Raw genomic sequence first — 15,945 nt, 5'->3', positions numbered from 1 at the left:
GGTTCATCAAACACAGCGATGAATCTAGGAGGAACCGTCATGGCACATGTCAATGCAACCGGAGCAGATCATCGGGATCTGCTTTTTGGCCAACTTGTGAACCAAACAGTGCCAAAGTCAGGATGGCAGCGCCGCAAGGTCTACAAGAACACGATCCGGGCGCTTGAAGTACTCAGCGATCGTCAGCTTTTTGATATCGGCATTCCGCGTGGTGAGATCAGGCGGCGCGTATATCGAAACGTCTATCAGAACATACCCTATCTGAACGGCGTTTAAGCCTTTCCGGCGCTGTACGGACAGCGGTCCATTGTAAATTTTGCTGAGGTAACAAGTATGCTGGATGCCAACCCAATCCCGAAACAAACCCCTTCAAAAAGCGCATTGATGCTGTTTGACCGGGCGATGAGAATACACGCGATCAGGGCGGATATCGTTTGTGCCGCCCAGGAACTGAACCGGCTTTCTGATTCCGATCTGTCAGAACTGGGCATCAATCGCTGCGATGTTGAAGCGGTGATTGCGCAATACATCTGACGATGGCGGGTTAAGCCGCATTAAGAACGCAGCCGCTCCGAAGATACCGGAGCGGCTGTTTGTGATTTAGGCCGTGTGGTCCACGATCTGCAGGTGCTGCGCCAGCTTGTCGATCTCGTGCATCCAGTCCTGCACCAGCTTCGGGTCGCTGGGTGCAGCGTGAACTCCTGCGGGAATAGCGCGGTTCAGCACGGCCTCGACGGCCAGTGAAACCGGGATCGAAACCAGCCGCGCCATCGCCGTCCCGCGCGCGTCGCCCCAGGCATCCATGACATAGGTTTTGTGCCAAACTTCGACGCCGTCCTTTTCCGCCTTCAGGCCCACACATAAAACCACGCGGTCAGGCTCGCCCTCGTCATAGGCGTTCTCGGCCCAGAACTGATCCGACATCTCTTTCAAGCGCGCATCGCCTTCGGGGCCGGACAGCGTTTCGATTTCGGTGAACACATCCGACCACGCCTCAGCCCAGCCGTTCAGGCGCAGGGTGCCACGGACAAATTGCTTGACCGGCCAGTGATCCTCGAACTGGTACTCGGCCTTGAAGGGGATCGAGTCGCGGTTCGGGTAGACTTCGAAGCTTTCCGGAGTGGGCAGCGGTGCGATGTAGCTGGTGATCGCGTCCCAAGGTCGGGCGACATCCAGCGGCGCGTAGTCCCGGATTGACTTGGAAGGAGAGCGCAGCGCCTTGAGCACACCCAGAGGCGACCAGCTGAATTTGTAGCGGAACGGGTTGGGATTCTTGGGAACGCCTCCGCAATAAGAGATAAAGCTCAGGTGGTTTTGCGGATCAAACGCGTCCGAGGCGCGGTAATCGGCAACCAGCGCATGCGCCATCAGATGGTCGATGCCCGGGTCCAACCCAACTTCGTTAACCAGTGCAACCCCGGCCTCGCGGGCCTTGCCGTCCAGCGCGCGCATCTCAGGTGCGATATATGAGGAAGAGACAAAGTTGGCTTCTTTCGAGATTGCCAATTCTGCCAAAGGTACATGCCAGTCACCAGGCAGCATCGATACGATGGCATCACCTTTTTCCAGCACCGCACCCAATGCGTCGATGTCGAAGGCGCGGATGTCGTCGGTGAGGTCACCGACCTCTGTCTTGGCCTTCTCAATGGTCCGGTTCCAGACAGTGACTTTGTGCCCGCCTTCAATAAGACGGCGCAGGCCGGGGATGGCCGACAGGCCGGTGCCGCACCAGTGAATCGTCATCGCTCAGATCCCTTCAATATGAGTTTTGTAAGTTGCTTCTGCCCGGCCCCAGACGCCGCTATCCAGATCGGTGAGGGTCAACAACGACGGAAGTAATTGCGCCGCGTAGTCCTCGGAACTTTCGACAGGCAGCATCGACGGCAGGTTGTCGATCGCCATAACATCCATCACCGGATCGGTGGCCACGCGCAAGGCGGGGGCATCCCATGTGGTCGCGCGGTCATAGACCGGCACCGGGTTGTAATCGCTATCCGGGTCGCAGGCCACATCGCCGATAGCTGTAAGGTTCCGCGAGGTGGTCAGCGCTGACCGTGGGACAAAGACCGGTGTGCCGGGACGAGCGAAGATACAGTTCAGGAACAGGTCGTGGTCGAGGATTTCTGGGAATGGTCCGCCGCGGGCGGTTTCGGCCATGTCCCACTTGGTAACGCTGACGCCCATTGCCTCGCAGAGATCAGCCGCGCCTGTGCCAACACGGCCCAACGCACCGATGACGATGGCGCGGGGACGGTCGGCGCCGGTGGAGTCCAGCTCGGCCAGCAATTCGGCGTTCAACGTGTCTTTGTTCTTATAAACACCAACCGGCGGGCATTCTTCATTTCGTTGCTGGGCCGCCCATGTCTTGAGCGTCACGGCAGCCCCCGCGTACCCAGCCCAATAGCCGAAAGCGGCAACCCGGCGGCCGTTTTCCTCGACCAGATACTCCAGATCATAAAGTGTGCCGCCGCCAGCCTTGAACCGCTGCAAAAGCGCGCGTCCTGCATGTTGCCCCTTATAGGCATGGCCGAACATGATATGGCGGTGGGGCAGGGGCGTGCCGTCCTCGGGCAGCTCCTTGAGGCCAAAGATGATCGCGTCCAGCGGGGCATTGGGCCAGGAATTCTCAGCCGCGATTTCACAGCCCGCGTCCTTGTAGCCATCAATTGCGATGGCGCGGACGGAACTTTCCTCGACCGTCACGCGGATGCCTGCCGCGATCAACGCGGCAGTGCCTTCGGGGGTCAGCCCGACCCGTTCCTCGTTCGGGCGCTGTTCTGCCCGGACCCAGAGATGTGTCATTCCAATTCCTTTTGTCAGAGCATACCGGCAGCGCGTACCGCCTGTACCGAGGGACGCGCCTCCATCGCTTCTCGGAAGGCGATGATCTTTGGAAAGGCCGAGACGTCAACACCGTCGCCCTCCAGCCAGCTGCAAACCACGTACAGGTACGCGTCGGCCAGCGAGAACGCCTCGCCCAAAACAAACGGCCCACGCAACCCGTTCGACGAGATATATGCGCAGGACTCAGTCATGTTTTGCGCGACTTTGTCCTTCATGTCTTTCCAGCTGGATTTCTTGTCTGCCCAACGGGGCCCGCGCATCTTGTGGGCATGGTTCACATGCATGGTCGAGGCGAGATAAAACATCACCTCTCGCATCCGCGCCGCCATAACCGAATCTGATGGCACCAATCCCGCCTCGGGCGCTTTAGCGGCAATGTATTCCAACAACGCTCCGGTTTCGGTCAGAATGCCGCCATCCACAACCAGTGCCGGGACCCGACCTTTTGGATTGATCTGCTTATAGGCGGGTTTGGTTTGCTCACCTCCGGCAAAGTCCAGTTGGATGGCCTCATACTCAAGCCCGGCCTCTTCCAGCGCAATTGCCACGGCGACCGAGATTGTGCGGGGGGCATAATAAAGTTGCATTGTAGCCTCCTTACAGATGGGTCTGCGCGAACTGACGGTCTGGCGCTTCCAGATGGGGCACTGCGTTGAACAGAACCGGACTTAACTGCGCGCCAATCGGGTGCAGACGATGCATCGACGTGTTCATGATGGCAAGCGCCACCCGCGCCATCGATGGGATATCCAAGCCCATCGCCTGCCGCACCACCATCGAGATCAGCCCGCCCGAGGTCACGACAATTGCCGGACCGCCTTCGGTGCCTATCTCACGCAGAGCATCGCGAACGCGAGTCTCGAACTCTTCAAAGGATTCCGGCGTATCTTCGATCTCGCCCCGGGACCAGGCGGCAAAGGTGCGGGGCAAGTGCTCGACAAAGCCTTCGCGGTCGGTTGGTATTTCAACCCCGTGCTGCTGTTGGAATAACTGGGCAAGGGTGAAATACTCGATCTCATTCAGCCGCGCATCCCGAGTTGGCTGCGGCAGCCCCATGCTGGCCGCAGTTTCCACGTGCCGGTTGAGTGTGCCGCAATAAACCCGAGGGTAATGCAGGCGGGTATCGCGCAAATGCGCGCCCAGCCAACGGGCCTGTTGGTGACCCAGTTCGCTCAGCCGGTCATAGCTCAGCTCATCCCGTGCGGTTGTGTTGGCCTGCCCGTGGCGCACTAATGTGATATGTGACATGATGATCCCTCTTGCGTTGACGTCTTAGGGCAGGTTCGGGGCCGGGACCAGAGGGCTTTCACGCGGGCCCGAAAAAACTCCTATATCAGTCGAAGTTTACCGCTATGGTCACCCCGACAAGGAGGACCCATGGCTGTCGATCACACACGGTTTCTGACCGATCTGCACACGCTGCGTTCATTCGGGGCTTCGGGCGTCGGCAAGGGCGTCATCCGTCCCGCCTATTCCGAAGCTGACATCGCCGCGCGCCAGTGGCTCGCCGCGCGCATGGCCGAGGCTGGGCTGACCCCGCATGTCGATCCGGTTGGAAACATGTTCGGGTTGGCCGAAGGCCGATCATTGCTGATGGGCTCGCATTCCGACAGCCAGCCCGAGGGCGGTTGGCTGGACGGAGCGCTGGGCGTCATTGCGGCACTGGAAATCGCGCGCTCCAGTGACCGACCCATCTCGGTCGTCAGTTTTCAGGACGAAGAGGGGCGGTTCGGCGTCACCACCGGATCGGCGGTCTGGTCAGGTGGATTATCTTTGGAACAGGCGGACGTGCTGACTGATGGCTCAGGCGTCACCTTTGGCAGCGCGCGGGCTGAAATGGCAAAGAAGTCGCAAGGCTTTGTTGATCCTGTCCGGTTCAGCGGTTTCATCGAAATGCACATCGAACAGGGCCCGGCACTGGATGCAGCCGGTGAAGAGATCGGCGTTGTTACCAATATCGTCGGCATCCGCGATATGGTCATCACCTTCCAAGGCCAGCAAAACCATGCTGGAACCACGCCAATGCATTTGCGACGTGACGCGTTTCAGGCCCTGTCGCTGTTCAACACGCGCCTCAATGACCGGTTCCGTAATGTGGTCACGCCGCAAACCGTCTGGACCATCGGGCGTGTTGATGTTCACCCCAATGCGTCCTCAATCGTGCCGGGACGGGTGCGGTTTTCGATGCAATGGCGCGACGGCGATCCTGAGCGTCTGGTGCGTATGGAAGACATCATTCGCGCGACCGCACAGCAGATTGCCGAAGAGCAGGGCGTAACACTAACCTACGGCCCGATGCTGGGGTTAGAGCCCGTCAGCATGGACCCGGTTTTGCGCGGTGCGCTGGAAAGCGGCGCGCAGGCCATTGCGCCTGGGCGTTGGAGCAATATGCCATCCGGAGCGCTCCACGATGCCACCAATGTCTCGCGCCTGATGCCGGTTGCGATGCTCTTTGTCCCGTCGATTGACGGAATCAGCCACGATTTTGCCGAAGACACAGCCGAAGAGGATTTGGTTGCAGGTCTCAGGGTGCTTGATCGCGCAGTCCATTCCCTTGAGGAATGAAGGTAAGTTGAAGACCATTTCACGATTTTCCACGCTAAACCAAGTTACTATCGGGGATGTCCACCAGCTATGGGTGGGTGCTCGGCACAGTTTTACTGACTCCGAACAAGGAGTGTTGCCTAACGGAAAAAAGTTTCCTATAGGAACATTATTGATGCATGCACCCGTATACTGTTCTGCCGTGATCGAGGCGATCTGCTGAAATCCTGGGCTGAATCGTTGCAATCTGTGCAGCTTGGGTCAGACTGACAGGAACGTTTCTGGGTAACTGATACAAAGCAGGTGGCCACCATGACTTCATCCTTAAAACGCACGCCTCTTCACGCTTTGCATGTTGAGTTGGGGGGTAAGTTGGTTGATTTTGCGGGTTGGGAGATGCCTGTTCAGTATCCGTTGGGGATTATGGGGGAGCATAAGCAGTGCCGTGAGAAGGCGGCGGTGTTTGATGTGAGCCATATGGGTCAGGTGATTTTGCGGGGCGAGAATGTGGGCGAGAAGCTGGAAGCTTTGTGCCCGCAGGCTTATGCGACGCTGAAGGAAGGCAAGGCGCGGTACGGGTTTTTCACCAATGCCGAAGGCGGGATCATGGATGACCTGATCGTGTCGAATGCGGGCGATCATTACTTTGTGGTGGTGAACGCGGCGCTGCGGCATCAGGACATTCCGCATATGCGTGAGCACCTCGAAGGCGTTGAAGTGATCGAGATTTTCGACCGCGCGCTGGTGGCGGTTCAGGGCCCTGCGGCGGAAAACGTTGTGGGCGAACTGTGCCCCGCCGCGCGGGATCTAAAGTTCATGGAAACCACGGTGGCCGATATCAACGGTGTTGAGTGCCGTATCTCGCGGCTGGGCTATACCGGCGAGGATGGCTACGAGATTTCGATCCCCGAGGACAAGGCGATTGAGATCACCAAAGCCTTCCTGGCGCATGAGGATTGCGAAGCGGCCGGTCTGGGCGCGCGCGACAGCCTGCGGCTTGAGGCAGGTCTGTGCCTTTATGGCAATGACATCGACCAGAGCACCTCGCCGGTCGAGGCCTCGCTGGGCTGGGCGATGCAAAAGCGCCGCAAGGAAGAGGGCGGTTTCCCGGGCGCGGCCCGCGTGCAGAAGGAACTGGCCGAAGGTCCCGCGCGCAAGCTGGTGGGCATCAAGCCCGAAGGCCGTGCGCCAGCGCGTCAGGGCGTGGAAGTGCAGTGCCTTGAGGGCAACAGCATCGGTCAGATCACCTCGGGCGTGTTTGGCCCCACGGTGGGTGGACCGGTGGCGATGGGCTATGTGAGCAAAGGCCATGGCGAGCCGGGCGAGAAGGTGAACCTGATCATCCGGGGCAAGCCGCAACCGGCTGAGATCGTGGCGCTGCCCTTCGTCAAACAGAATTACAAGCGTTGAAGTCAGGAGAGAGAGACATGGCAACCTATTATTCCGAAGAGCATGAATGGCTGAGCGTTGACGGCGACACCGCCACGCTGGGCATCACCAAACACGCCGCCGAGCAGTTGGGTGACGTGGTGTTCGTGGAACAGCAGGAAGCAGGCGACGAGTTCGAAAAAGGCGGCGAGATCGGCGTGATTGAATCCGTCAAGGCGGCGTCCGAGCTTTACGCACCGGTCGACGGCGAGATCACCGAGGTGAACGAGGCACTGGCCGACAATCCCGGCGCGCTGAACGAAGACCCCGAAGGCGAGGCCTGGATCTACAAGATCAAGATCGCGGACGCCTCGCAGCTCGAAGACCTGATGGACGAGGCCGGCTACAAGGCCTTCATCGGTTAACTCAGGCGGCGGGTCCGTGCGCGGCCCCGCCCCTTCATCTGTTTCCAAATACTTCCGCCGGAGGCTCCTGCCGTCTCCGCCGGGCCTGACCTATCCTTGAGGAGCGCACACATGGCCTTCAAACTGACCGATTACGAAGCCTATGACTTCGCCAACCGCCGCCATATCGGGCCCAGCCCGACCGAGATGCGCGACATGCTCAAGGTGATCGGCTTCAAGACGCTGGACGAGCTGATCGACGCCACCGTCCCGCCGGCGATCCGGCAGAAAGAGCCGCTGGACTGGGGTCCGGCGATGACCGAGCGCGATGCGCTCTTTCACATGAAAGAAGTGGCGAGCAAGAACAAGGTTCTGACTTCGCTGATCGGTCAGGGCTATTATGGCACCACCACGCCGGCGCCGATCCTGCGCAACATTCTGGAAAACCCGGCCTGGTACACGGCTTACACGCCCTACCAGCCCGAGATCAGCCAGGGCCGACTTGAGGCGCTCCTGAACTTCCAGACCATGGTCAGCGACCTGACCGGGCTGGACGTGGCCAACGCGTCCTTGCTGGACGAAGCCACAGCTGCCGCCGAAGCGATGGCCATGGCCAAGCGCGGCGGTCGGTCCAAGGCCAACAACGCGGCCTTCTTTGTCGACAAGAACTGCCACCCGCAGACCATCGCGGTGATTAAAACGCGCGCCGAGCCTCTGGGCATCGAGGTGCAGGTGGCTGATCCGGACACGCTGGATGCGGGCGCGGTCTTTGGTGCCATCTTCCAGTACCCCGGCACCCATGGCCATGTGCGCGACTTCACCGCCGAGATTGCGGCCCTGCATGAACACAAGGCGATTGCCATCGTCGCCGCCGATATCCTGTCGCTGGCGCTGCTGAAGTCGCCCGGTGAGATGGGCGCGGATATCGCCATCGGCTCGACCCAGCGCTTTGGTGTGCCGATGGGCTATGGTGGCCCGCACGCCGCGTATATGGCGACCACCGACAAGCTGAAGCGCTCGATGCCGGGCCGGATCATCGGTGTCAGCATCGACAGCCGGGGCAACAAGGCTTACCGCCTGGCGCTGCAGACCCGCGAACAGCACATCCGGCGTGAGAAAGCCAACTCGAACGTCTGTACGGCGCAGGCGCTGCTGGCGGTGATTGCCTCGATGTATGCCGTGTATCACGGCCCCGACGGCATCAAGGCCATCGCGCAATCGGTGCACCGCAAGACCTCGCGTATGGCTGCCGGTCTGGAAGAGGCAGGCTTTGCTGTGGAGCCGGAAGTGTTCTTCGACACGATCACGGTTGAGGTTGGCCATCTGCAGAAAACGGTCATGGAGGCCGCTGTGGCCCGGGGCGTCAACCTGCGTAAGGTCGGCGACACGAAAGTGGGCATCAGCCTGGACGAACAGACCCGGCCCGAGACCATCGAGGCGGTCTGGGGGGCCTTCGGCATCGACCGCAAGGATGACAGCTCGAACGTGGCCTATCGCCTGCCGGATTACGCGCTGCGCGAAAGCGAGTACCTGACCCACCCGATCTTCCACAAGAACCGGGCCGAGGCCGAGATCACGCGCTACATGCGCCGTCTGGCCGACCGCGACCTGGCGCTGGACCGGGCGATGATCCCGCTGGGCTCGTGCACCATGAAGCTGAACGCCACGATCGAGATGATCCCGGTCACCTGGCCCGAGTTCGGCAACCTGCACCCGTTCTGCCCCGAAGATCAGGCGCAGGGCTATCATGAGATGATCGATGATCTGAACGACAAGTTGTGCCAGATCACCGGCTATGACGCGATCAGCCAGCAGCCCAACTCGGGCGCGCAGGGTGAGTACGCAGGCCTCTTGACCATCCGCAACTATCACTTCGCCCGGGGCGAAGGGCAGCGCAATGTCTGCCTGATCCCGACCTCGGCGCATGGGACCAACCCGGCCTCGGCCCAGATGGTGGGCTGGCAGGTTGTGCCTGTGCAGGCGGATGAGAAGGGCAACATTGATCTGAATGACTTCCGCGCCAAGGCCGAAAAGCACTCCGATCATCTGGCCGCCTGCATGATCACCTACCCCTCGACCCATGGCGTGTTTGAGACCACCGTGCAGGAGGTCTGCCAGATCACTCATGATCACGGCGGTCAGGTCTATATCGACGGCGCCAACATGAACGCCATGGTCGGCCTGTCGCGTCCCGGAGACATCGGCGGTGACGTCAGCCACCTGAACCTGCACAAGACCTTCTGCATCCCCCATGGCGGCGGCGGCCCCGGCATGGGTCCGATCGGCGTCAAAGCGCATCTGACCGAGCATCTGCCCGGCCACCCGGAATACGGCACCGCCGTGGGTCCGGTCTCGGCGGCGCCCTTTGGGTCGCCCTCGATCTTGCCGGTTAGCTGGGCCTATGTGCTGCTGATGGGCGGCGCGGGTCTGACCCAGGCCACGAAAGTGGCGATCCTGAACGCCAACTACATCGCGGCGCGGCTCAAGGATGCCTACCCGATCCTCTACACCTCGGAAACGGGTCGCGTGGCGCATGAATGCATCCTCGACACCCGCCCGCTGGACGAGGCGGCCCATGTCAGCGTCGATGACATTGCCAAACGTCTGGTGGACAGCGGCTTCCACGCGCCCACCATGTCCTGGCCGGTGGCCGGCACCCTGATGGTCGAGCCCACGGAATCGGAACCCATGGATGAGCTGGACCGCTTCTGCGACGCCATGCTGTCCATCCGCTCCGAGGCACAGGACATCATCGACGGCAAGATCGACGCGGAAAACAACCCGCTGAAAAACGCCCCCCACACGGTGCGCGATCTGGTCGGCGACTGGGACCGTCCCTACACCCGTGAACAGGCCTGCTTCCCCCCAGGCTCCATGGGCGTCGACAAATACTGGTCCCCCGTCAACCGCGTCGACAACGCATACGGCGACAGAAACCTCATCTGCACATGCCCGCCAATGACCGAATACATGGACGCAGCTGAATAAACCTCAATCAATAAACCCCCGCCAACTGGCGGGGGTTTCAATCCGAGTTCGGGAACGATTGCTCGCGGCCGAAGCGCTAAAGAAGGTGGAGGAGAAATGAAGCATTATGTGCCTGCAAATGACCATGCGCATTTGACCGAAGCCACGTTGGCAAGACCTAAACGAGATCATCATATCGAGATCATTCTTTGCGAGGCCGAAGCGGAAGCATCGGCAGATATGCTGGTTGATTTCTATTGTGCCCTAAATGAACTGAACGAAGGCCATACATACATTACAAATATCCGCACCATTGCCGACGGCGCGGCGGGTGGACCCTTGCACTGGGCCGGGCGAACCGCGATTTTCTGGGGGGATATCTACAAAAGCTGGCCTCTGACGCCGTCGGACAAAACCTGGATCGCCCAAGTATTGAACCTGTCCTACCGATCAATTCTCGTTGGCGGTGCAGTGTTTCTTCTCGCCCAGACTAGTCGCGCAACCGAGCGGATTGCATCGGTTCACCCCAACTTTTCTGCCGCAGCGCAAGAGGTTGGACTGATCGACGTCGGTTCGGGTACATACTGGTCCTCAGATAGCCGCACCCATAGCGCATCAACCAGATTGGGCACGTTGCGTTTGTTGTCCGATTTTGTTGCCTTTGATCACGGTGAGCATCTGGCCGAGTCAGTACGCAGCTATATCGGGTTGGCCGACAGGCAAACTACATGCGCAAGCCAACTGGCAGCTCGACTGATCAGACGTTCAAAAGCCGACCCAATGGTGCGACAGGTTGTTGAAAAGATGCAGAACAATCTGGAGGATCCGCTTAGGATACCGGAACTTGCGATGGCGCTTGGTACATCAACGCGCCAGTTACAGCGGCGGTTTCTGGACAGAACGGGTGTAAAACTGCTGACAACGTATCGGGAACTTCGCCTAGAACGGGCCTATGGCCTGCTTCAATTTACCGAGATGACCTATCTTGAAGTGGCGACCGCTACGGGCTTTTCTTCCACAAGTGCATTGGTGCGTGCGTTCCGGGATCACTATGATGCATCGCCTGAAAGTGTACGAAATCGGCGATTTGAAGGCAAAACTCAGGCTGTTTAGCTTGATCGTGTGAATCGACAGCGCAGTCGAATGCGGTTGATACCACACTGGGCCTGAACTTTTGGCATTCACCATTCATGAGGTTGACGACAGATACGATTGTTAGTCCAGTTAACAATGCTTTGCCACCGGTTCAATTAATGACCCGGCCACATCCTCAATTGCCGTCTTACAGACAAGCTCGCAGCTACTCGCTGGCCAATTGTTGTCGTAGGACCACTCGCTTGTGATCTGCGAAGTTGATACGCTGGTGTTTCGATCGATACGATATTGTACGGGCCGGTTATCCATCCAGGTCCGCACTGGGAAAAGAGAGCATGAAACCTAGGAATTTCGTTCCGAAAGGGGCCGCGACGTTCGACATCGATTATGACGGATCATCCAACGAGATCTATTTTCTGTTGCTGCCGAAACTCACCATGCTTGCCTTTAGCGCAGCGGTTGAACCGCTGAGGATCGCCAATCAGGTCACCAACAAAGAGCTCTACAAGTGGTTTCTGATCTCTGAGGATGGGAACCCTGTTCGATGCTCCAATGGAGTCGAAATAGCAGCTGACTTGGCTCTGCATAATTTGCCGCGATCATCCAGATTGTTTGTGTGTTCAGGGATCGAACCATCGGAAAGCATTAATTCAACGATCCTTTCGTGGATCAGCCGTCAGAAAGCGTTTGGCTGCAAGCTTGGTGGAATTTGTACCGGCGCATTTACGCTGGCCAAGGCAGGCATGCTGACCGGCAAGAGGTTCACACTGCATTGGGAAAACCAACCCGCCTTTGTTGAACACTTCGAACACCTGACACCATCGGCTAACCTGTATGAGATTGACAATGATCTGATGACCTGCGGTGGAGGTAACGCGGCAACCGACATGGTACTGGACATGATTGAAACCGACTTCGGAAAGGATCTGGCCATCATCGTCTCGGACATGTGCATCCACTCACGATCCAACAATCAAAAAACGCTCCAGAAATCCGCGTTTTCTGTCGCGTTGGGCAGTCGGAACCAATACCTGATCAACGCCATCCAGATCATGCATGAGAATCTGGAAGAGCCTCTGGATATCTCTGAGATCGCCAAGATCGTTCAGATTTCTCGCCGACAGTTGGAGCGGCTGTTTCAAAAGTATGTCGAGGTTTCCCCGGTACAATTCTACATCGAGTTGCGTGTGGCGCGCGCCTACGCGTTGCTAAGCGAAACAGAAATGACCGTTGCTGAAATTGCGGCCGCCACGGGTTTTGGCAGCGCGACCCAACTGACAGTTCGGTTCAAGAAACGATACGGCGCAGCGCCGACTTCATTCAGGCGGGGCTGGTCGGGACAGAACGATTGAGAGATGCCGTGCCGGTGGACCCGTCTGCCATCGTACTCTACCAATCAGGGCTAGAGTCCGAGTTCGCCCCGCTCGGATAGCACCTATAATCTGGGAACAATAACCGCCATGGAATTGAACCAACCCGAACTTCGCCAACTTAGGCGGTCATTCCACAGACACCCCGAATTGGGCTTCAATGAAACGAAAACCAAAGCCAAAGTTGCGGCGCTGCTACGTCAATACGGGCTTGAAGTTCATGAAGGCGTGGGCGTGGTGGGTATCCTCAGGGCCGGTCAAGGCAACCGCGCGATCGGATTACGCGCAGATATGGACGCGCTACCCATTCAGGAAGCCAGCGATCATGATTACGTGTCACAAAATACCGGCATTATGCACGCCTGTGGCCATGATGGTCACATGACGATGCTGTTGGGCGCAGCAAAGACTTTGTCCTCGGATCCCGGTTTCAGCGGCACGGTGGTGTTCCTGTTTCAACCGAATGAAGAGCTTGGCCTGGGGGCCAAAGCGATGCTGGACGAAGATGTCCTGACGCGATTTCCAATCGAAGAAGTCTACGCCATACATAACCTGCCCGGGGCACCCGTCGGGCAGATGTCGACCCGAACCGGTTTAATATGCACATCGGAAAGCCTTTTCGAAATTACGATCAATGGGCAAGGCGGCCATGCGTCCATGCCGCAGTCTGGACGTGATGCGCTAACCGTGGGGGCAGAAATCGTTCTGGCGCTTCAGACAATTGTCGCACGCAAGCTGGCCCCGGGCGCCGGGGCGGTTGTGTCAGTGACCGAATTTCTGACCGACGGGCAGCGCAACGTTCTACCTGGAACGGCAACGCTAAAGGGTGATGCGCGGGCTCGCAGCCCTGAAGATCGAAACAAGATCGAAGAACACATGCGCAAGATTGCACATGGCATCGCATCCGCCCATGGCGTCGAAGTCCAAGTGGATTTCAAAACCGAATTCATCGAAACAGTCAACGCACCGACCCCGACCGAGGCTGCCATCCGCGTCGCGCAGCTATCCGGGCTGGACACACTTCCCAATCGTCAACCGATGAGCTTTTCAGAGGATTTCGCGCATTTTTGCAAAGCCGTACCCGGCTGCTTTATCCTATTGGGCAACGGTGAATCCGGCCCCAACGGTCAACCGCTGCATTCGAACGACTACGATTTCAACGATGCGTTACTGCCGATCGGCGCGGAATTCTGGGCAAATCTCGTGCGCGATAGGCTTCCGCTTCAAGACGAAGACTGAACGGGGCCCAGCAACATAGCACCTTCGAACGGCCGTCAGATGAATGATCTAAGACGGCCGCTCACACTATAATTTGGACCTTACCCTTGCTAGAGCCTGATGCGGAATGCCGCAAACCCATCAGCGCCTTCACCGGCATCCTCGATGGTGACGCCTTTGACTTCGCCCATGTAGTCGCGCGCTTTTGGACCAGTTTCAAACAACACGGTAGTGTCAGAAAGCGGCGCGAACGACCAGTTTGCATCGGCCTTGGGATCGATTGTTCCTTGCTCGACGATATACCGCACGATCACGTCGCGGTTGGTGTCAGGGGCTTCGAACACGACGGTATCACCCATTGCGCCCGGGAAAGAGCCGCCGCCCGAAGCACGATAGTTGTTGGTGGCAATGATGAACTCCATGTCATCCGTGACCGCCTCACCGTTGAAGGCCAAATCTACGATACGGGCTGCATCCGGGTTGATCTCTTCCCCCTTGGGTCCAAAGCGCGACGGTTGCGATAAGTCGATCTGGTAGGTCACACCGTCCATCACGTCGAAATTGTAGGAAGGGAAGTCCGGGTTTAGCAAAATCGCATCCTCGGATCCCGCCTCGATCTGGTTGAACATACCCGCCGAGCGTTCCAACCAACCCCGAACCTGAGCACCGTTCACGCGTACCGCGCGCACGGTATTGGGATACAGGTAAAGATCAGCTACGTTTTTGATCGCAACATCGCCCACCGGAACATCTGTGTAATAGTCCGGGCCGCCGCGACCCCCGGCCTTGAACGGCGCTGCAGCCGATAGAATGGGCAGACCTTCATGTTCGGTGCCCTTCATCATCTCTTCGACGTACCATTTCTGCGCGTTCGAGACGATTTGCACCGATGGGTCATCCGCAACTAACGCGAAGTAGCTGTGCAGCGGAGCCGAAGTCTTGCCGACCGCGCGGCGCACATAGGCCAGTGTTTCGTCGTGATCTTTCGCCACCGAGTCCAGCACTTTCTGATCGTCGCCAACAAGTGCGGTGATCGAACGGTCTTCGTTTCGCTTTGAAATCGGGCGCGCCTCGGACGTTGTCGTCACAACCCGCCATTCGTTTCCGTCGCGCTCAAGCAGCAGGTCCAGCAGGCCAAGATGTGACCCCCAAAATCCGCCCATCACCGCCGGTTTGCCCATCAAGGTCCCCTTGTCGACATCAATGCCGGGACGATCAGCAAAGGTAGCGGACGGGAATACGAGGTGATTGTGCCCGGTCACCAGCGCGTCGATGCCATCGACCCCTGCCAAAACGACTGAAGCATTTTCCATTCCATCAGCGTGATCCGCATCCCCAATGCCGGAATGCGACAAGGCGATGATCAGGTCGCACCCTTGTTCTTGCATCTCGGGTACGTAAGCCTGCGCCGTTTCGACTATGTCACGCGCCTGCACGTTGCCTTCCAGATGCTTGCGATCCCAGTTCATGATCTGCGGTGGCGTGAAACCGATGACACCAATCTTGATCGGATGCTTGCTGCCATCCCCCATTTCAACCTCACGCTCAAGGATGGCATAGGGCTTTACCAGAGTCGTATCATCGCGGGGGGACGCCCCAGTCTCTTTTGCAACATTGGCCAGAACAACAGGGAATTCTGCACCAGCAAGCGCCTTTTCAAGGAAATCTAGACCATAGTTGAACTCGTGATTGCCCAAAGTGGCAGCGTCATAACCAACAGTATTGAAGGCAGTGATGATCGGATGGCTGTCGCCTTCTTTCATGCCACGCTCATAGGCGATGTAATCGCCCATCGGATTGCCTTGCAGAAAATCTCCATTATCGACGAGCAGCGAATTTGTCGCCTCGGAACGAATCTCATTGATGATCGAAGCGGTCCGCGACAGTCCGACAGTATCGCGCGGTTTGTCCGCATAGTAATCGTATGGGAACACGTGAACATGGATGTCAGTGGTTTCCATGATCCTCAGATGCGCCTGATTGTTGGCCGCCGCCGCCGAAAAGGGATGCAAGGTGATGGCAGCTGCGCTGGCGGTCGTAGTGGCAAGAAACTGACGGCGCGAAATCAAACTACGATTGGAATAGGACATAAGGCACCTCTCAGGTTTGTGGATCGACGCGTGTTCTGGATGCTT

The 15,945-nt window shown here is 58.3% G+C and carries 14 protein-coding genes; 9 read left to right on the top strand and 5 right to left on the bottom strand.

What is annotated here, in order from left to right; genetic code table 11:
- Positions 1-39 precede the first annotated feature (39 nt).
- Together ACR0JG_RS07690 and ACR0JG_RS07685 are read left to right on the top strand one after the other, a co-directional pair.
- The gene (locus ACR0JG_RS07690) at positions 40-276 is read left to right on the top strand and encodes a DUF1127 domain-containing protein (protein ID WP_480568730.1); all 237 of its coding nucleotides are present in this window, start codon (positions 40-42) and stop codon (positions 274-276) included.
- Between the two features lie 57 nt (positions 277-333).
- Entirely contained in the window at positions 334-534 is a 201-nt protein-coding gene (locus tag ACR0JG_RS07685) for a DUF1127 domain-containing protein (RefSeq protein ID WP_223117180.1), read from the top strand.
- Positions 535-600: 66 nt separating this feature from the next.
- Here the strand turns inward: ACR0JG_RS07685 and ACR0JG_RS07680 are convergent, their stop codons facing one another.
- Genes ACR0JG_RS07680 through ACR0JG_RS07665 form a run of 4 tightly spaced genes read right to left on the bottom strand, consistent with a single transcriptional unit; the run spans position 601 to position 4,092 of the window.
- Positions 601-1,743: a saccharopine dehydrogenase family protein gene (locus ACR0JG_RS07680; RefSeq protein WP_480568727.1), complete on the bottom strand. Its 1,143-nt coding sequence runs from the start codon at positions 1,741-1,743 to the stop codon at positions 601-603.
- Between the two features lie 3 nt (positions 1,744-1,746).
- Entirely contained in the window at positions 1,747-2,802 is a 1,056-nt protein-coding gene (locus ACR0JG_RS07675; RefSeq protein WP_170408473.1) for a saccharopine dehydrogenase, read from the bottom strand.
- A gap of 14 nt (positions 2,803-2,816) precedes the next feature.
- Positions 2,817-3,431 carry a glutathione S-transferase family protein gene (locus tag ACR0JG_RS07670; RefSeq protein ID WP_170426208.1) on the bottom strand — a complete coding sequence of 205 codons (615 nt, stop codon included), beginning with the start codon at positions 3,429-3,431 and terminating at the stop codon, positions 2,817-2,819.
- Positions 3,432-3,441: 10 nt separating this feature from the next.
- Positions 3,442-4,092 (bottom strand): histidine phosphatase family protein, encoded by a 651-nt coding sequence (locus ACR0JG_RS07665; protein WP_170513888.1) that lies wholly within the window; start codon positions 4,090-4,092, stop codon positions 3,442-3,444.
- A 129-nt stretch (positions 4,093-4,221) separates the two neighbouring features.
- On the opposite strand from ACR0JG_RS07665, the gene ACR0JG_RS07660 reads away from it, so the two are divergent.
- The 7 genes from ACR0JG_RS07660 (at position 4,222) to ACR0JG_RS07630 (ending at position 13,831) form a co-directional block, all read left to right on the top strand.
- The gene (locus ACR0JG_RS07660; RefSeq protein WP_480568724.1) at positions 4,222-5,409 is read left to right on the top strand and encodes a Zn-dependent hydrolase; all 1,188 of its coding nucleotides are present in this window, start codon (positions 4,222-4,224) and stop codon (positions 5,407-5,409) included.
- 291 nt (positions 5,410-5,700) lie between these two features.
- Complete coding sequence (gene gcvT, locus ACR0JG_RS07655; RefSeq protein ID WP_480568721.1) at positions 5,701-6,798, top strand: glycine cleavage system aminomethyltransferase GcvT; 1,098 nt, start codon at positions 5,701-5,703, stop codon at positions 6,796-6,798.
- A gap of 17 nt (positions 6,799-6,815) precedes the next feature.
- Complete coding sequence (gene gcvH, locus ACR0JG_RS07650) at positions 6,816-7,181, top strand: glycine cleavage system protein GcvH (protein ID WP_170393732.1); 366 nt, start codon at positions 6,816-6,818, stop codon at positions 7,179-7,181.
- 111 nt (positions 7,182-7,292) lie between these two features.
- Positions 7,293-10,148 carry an aminomethyl-transferring glycine dehydrogenase gene (gcvP, locus tag ACR0JG_RS07645; RefSeq protein WP_480568004.1) on the top strand — a complete coding sequence of 952 codons (2,856 nt, stop codon included), beginning with the start codon at positions 7,293-7,295 and terminating at the stop codon, positions 10,146-10,148.
- A gap of 96 nt (positions 10,149-10,244) precedes the next feature.
- Positions 10,245-11,240 (top strand): helix-turn-helix domain-containing protein, encoded by a 996-nt coding sequence (locus ACR0JG_RS07640; protein ID WP_480568718.1) that lies wholly within the window; start codon positions 10,245-10,247, stop codon positions 11,238-11,240.
- Positions 11,241-11,557: 317 nt separating this feature from the next.
- Complete coding sequence (locus ACR0JG_RS07635) at positions 11,558-12,574, top strand: GlxA family transcriptional regulator (protein WP_170394570.1); 1,017 nt, start codon at positions 11,558-11,560, stop codon at positions 12,572-12,574.
- Positions 12,575-12,682: 108 nt separating this feature from the next.
- Positions 12,683-13,831, top strand: a complete 1,149-nt coding sequence (locus ACR0JG_RS07630; RefSeq protein WP_480568715.1) for an amidohydrolase — start codon at positions 12,683-12,685, stop codon at positions 13,829-13,831.
- An 89-nt stretch (positions 13,832-13,920) separates the two neighbouring features.
- On the opposite strand, the gene ACR0JG_RS07625 is transcribed toward ACR0JG_RS07630, so the two are convergent.
- Positions 13,921-15,900 (bottom strand): bifunctional 2',3'-cyclic-nucleotide 2'-phosphodiesterase/3'-nucleotidase, encoded by a 1,980-nt coding sequence (locus ACR0JG_RS07625; protein ID WP_480568712.1) that lies wholly within the window; start codon positions 15,898-15,900, stop codon positions 13,921-13,923.
- Positions 15,901-15,945 lie beyond the last annotated feature (45 nt).

It is taken from the genome of Ruegeria sp. AD5 (genome assembly GCF_056542345.1).
This window is presented reverse-complemented; position numbering and strand designations above follow the sequence as displayed.

Bases quoted from the DNA above. Each gene is read 5' to 3' on its own strand.
- ACR0JG_RS07690 (WP_480568730.1), top strand. From the start codon at position 40: ATGGCACATGTCAATGCAACCGGAGCAGATCATCGGGATCTGCTTTTT.
- ACR0JG_RS07685 (WP_223117180.1), top strand. From the start codon at position 334: ATGCTGGATGCCAACCCAATCCCGAAACAAACCCCTTCAAAAAGCGCA.
- ACR0JG_RS07680 (WP_480568727.1), bottom strand. From the start codon at position 1,743: ATGACGATTCACTGGTGCGGCACCGGCCTGTCGGCCATCCCCGGCCTG.
- ACR0JG_RS07675 (WP_170408473.1), bottom strand. From the start codon at position 2,802: ATGACACATCTCTGGGTCCGGGCAGAACAGCGCCCGAACGAGGAACGG.
- ACR0JG_RS07670 (WP_170426208.1), bottom strand. From the start codon at position 3,431: ATGCAACTTTATTATGCCCCCCGCACAATCTCGGTCGCCGTGGCAATT.
- ACR0JG_RS07665 (WP_170513888.1), bottom strand. From the start codon at position 4,092: ATGTCACATATCACATTAGTGCGCCACGGGCAGGCCAACACAACCGCA.
- ACR0JG_RS07660 (WP_480568724.1), top strand. From the start codon at position 4,222: ATGGCTGTCGATCACACACGGTTTCTGACCGATCTGCACACGCTGCGT.
- gcvT (WP_480568721.1), top strand. From the start codon at position 5,701: ATGACTTCATCCTTAAAACGCACGCCTCTTCACGCTTTGCATGTTGAG.
- gcvH (WP_170393732.1), top strand. From the start codon at position 6,816: ATGGCAACCTATTATTCCGAAGAGCATGAATGGCTGAGCGTTGACGGC.
- gcvP (WP_480568004.1), top strand. From the start codon at position 7,293: ATGGCCTTCAAACTGACCGATTACGAAGCCTATGACTTCGCCAACCGC.
- ACR0JG_RS07640 (WP_480568718.1), top strand. From the start codon at position 10,245: ATGAAGCATTATGTGCCTGCAAATGACCATGCGCATTTGACCGAAGCC.
- ACR0JG_RS07635 (WP_170394570.1), top strand. From the start codon at position 11,558: ATGAAACCTAGGAATTTCGTTCCGAAAGGGGCCGCGACGTTCGACATC.
- ACR0JG_RS07630 (WP_480568715.1), top strand. From the start codon at position 12,683: ATGGAATTGAACCAACCCGAACTTCGCCAACTTAGGCGGTCATTCCAC.
- ACR0JG_RS07625 (WP_480568712.1), bottom strand. From the start codon at position 15,900: ATGTCCTATTCCAATCGTAGTTTGATTTCGCGCCGTCAGTTTCTTGCC.